This is a genomic window from Streptomyces sp. NPDC001617, from assembly GCF_053596855.1.
The window spans coordinates 1-2231 of sequence record NZ_JBSFHA010000202.1; the positions used below are offsets into that span (position 1 = coordinate 1).

The following is a 2231-nucleotide window of genomic DNA, read 5'->3' on the forward strand; positions in this document are numbered from 1 at the left end:
GTGAACGAGACGTCCTCCGGCGGCGTCGCCTGGGGCCAGCCGGTGATACAGCTGCTCATGACCGGCCTGCCTTTCGGCGGCGTCGGCGAAAGCGGCATGGGCCGGTACCACGGCCGGTACTCCCTCGAGACGTTCAGCCACCTCAAGGCCGTCGCGGACGTGCCGCTCAACTAGACCCGCGCTTTCGCGGAGCAGGCTGTCCGATGGGCGATCGGCCGGCGGAAGTGCCTCAGGCCGGTGAGGATGAGGAGCGCTGAGATCGCTGTTCCCGCCACTGCCGCAAGCGCGTTCCAGGTGAAGTCGTGTATCGGTCCTTCGCGGGGGCGCGTCGAGGGAGTCGGTCGCTGCGCGGCCTGCAGACACCGATCCGTACCGACTCCGGCGGCGGCACCCGTGACGTCGTCACCTGGCTGACTACCGATCATGCGCAAGGAGCGAACGCCCCTACTGCGGCGGTCAGTTGCGCTTGACCGGCGTCGACGCCGACGCCGACGGCCTGCGGCTCTCAGCGTGTTCGCCGCCCACACCCCGATCGAAGTGGTGGAACCGCGTCGCCGTCAGCGGGCCCGCGCCTGCCCGAGGGCCGCATCCGCGCTTCCGCCGGGACAGCGTGGACCCCCTGCGTCGCAGGCCTTCATCCCGTTCTCCTCCGTATTGCAGAAAGAAAGAAACCCATGACTGTCAACATTTCAGAATCTTCGCCCGTTCCGTCGCTTTTCTCCCCCGTCTCTCTCGGGAAGATCGAGCTCGCCAACCGCATCGTTATGGCACCGCTGACCCGGGTCCGGGCTGGCTCCTCCGGCATTCCCGGGGACCTGATGGTCGAGTACTACCGGCAGCGGGCGAGCGCCGGAATGATCATCACCGAGGGCACCTACCCCGACCACGCGTCGCAGGGGTATGTCGGTGAGCCGGGCATCGCCACCGACGAGCAGGGGGCCGGCTGGCAGCGGGTGTTCGAGGCGGTGCACGCCGAGGGCGGCCGCATCGTCCTGCAGATCATGCACGCCGGCCGCGGCACCCACCCCGACATCAACGGCGGCCGCCGCATCCTCGCCCCCAGCGCGATCGCCATCAACAACAAGACGTTCACCGAGAGGGGCGAGCAGCCCTACCCCGTACCGGAAGCGATGACCACCGCAGAGATCCGGGCAGCCCTGGAGGACTTCGTCGCCGCGGCCCGCCGGGCCATCGAGGCGGGAGCGGACGGCGTGGAAATCCACGGCGCCAACGGCTACCTGCTCCAGGAGTTCCTCTCCCCGGCGGCCAATCAGCGCACCGATGAATACGGCGGCTCGCCGCAGAACCGCGCCCGCTTCGTCGTCGAGGTAGTCACGGCGGTCGCCCAGGCCGTCGGTGCCGAGCGGGTCGGACTGCGGATCTCGCCGGAGGTCGACCTCGGGGACGTCTTCGAGACCGACCGGGACGACGTCCTGGCCACCTACGGCACCCTGACGGACCAACTGCGCCCGCTGGGCCTGGCCTACCTCTCCGTACTGCACACCGAGCCGGGCGGCGACCTCGTACAGGAGCTGCGGCGCCGCTTCGACGGCAAGCTGATCGTCAACAACGGCCCCTTCGGGGGGCAGACCACCCGCGAGCAGGCGCTCCAGCAGATCGAGGCCGGCCACGCCGACGCCGTGGCCGTGGGCCGGGCTCTCATCGCCAACCCCGACCTGGTCGAGCGCTGGCAGGGTGGCCACCCGGAGAACGAGCCGCGGCCGGAACTGTTCTACGGGCCGGGCGCGGAAGGCTACACCGACTACCCCTTCCTCGAAGCCGCTTGAGGCCCACGGTCACGCCTGTCCATGCGGCAGCCCCGCTCACCCATGGACAGGCGCCCGGCCGGCGACACAGTGCCCGCCCCTTTGAGCCCTCGGTCACACCGGCGATCACCGGCTCGAGGACCGTCGGGTCCGCCAGGGCGCTGACGGTCCGCAAGTTCCTGGTCAGCAGCCCGCGTTCGGTGACCTCGGCGAGCACATCGCTCTCGTGCGTGGCCACCGCGGCGGCCTTCGGCCACAGCTGACGCCTACGACTGTTTTCCGGCGGCGGCACCCCTGGCCTTGCCGATCACCAGTTCCCCGCCACCTCGCAGGGAACGTGCTGCCGCCTGTCTCTTTCACCCGACCCATACTTCGAAGGAAGCTGCCATGACCACCGCGTTCGACCCGATCGACCTGAGCGGCAAGACGCTCGCCAACCGCATCGCTATGGCACCGATGACCCGC

At 69.6% G+C, this 2231-nt stretch carries 2 protein-coding genes; both read left to right on the forward strand.

Translation table 11 applies throughout. The features are described 5' to 3' along the window. A partial coding sequence (locus tag ACWC09_RS52550; RefSeq protein WP_450859415.1) for an aldehyde dehydrogenase family protein occupies window positions 1–174 on the forward strand: 174 nt, incomplete at its 5' end. Window positions 175–674: 500 nt separating this feature from the next. Next, entirely contained in the window at window positions 675–1787 is a 1113-nt protein-coding gene (locus ACWC09_RS52555; protein ID WP_450859413.1) for an alkene reductase, read from the forward strand. Window positions 1788–2231 lie beyond the last annotated feature (444 nt).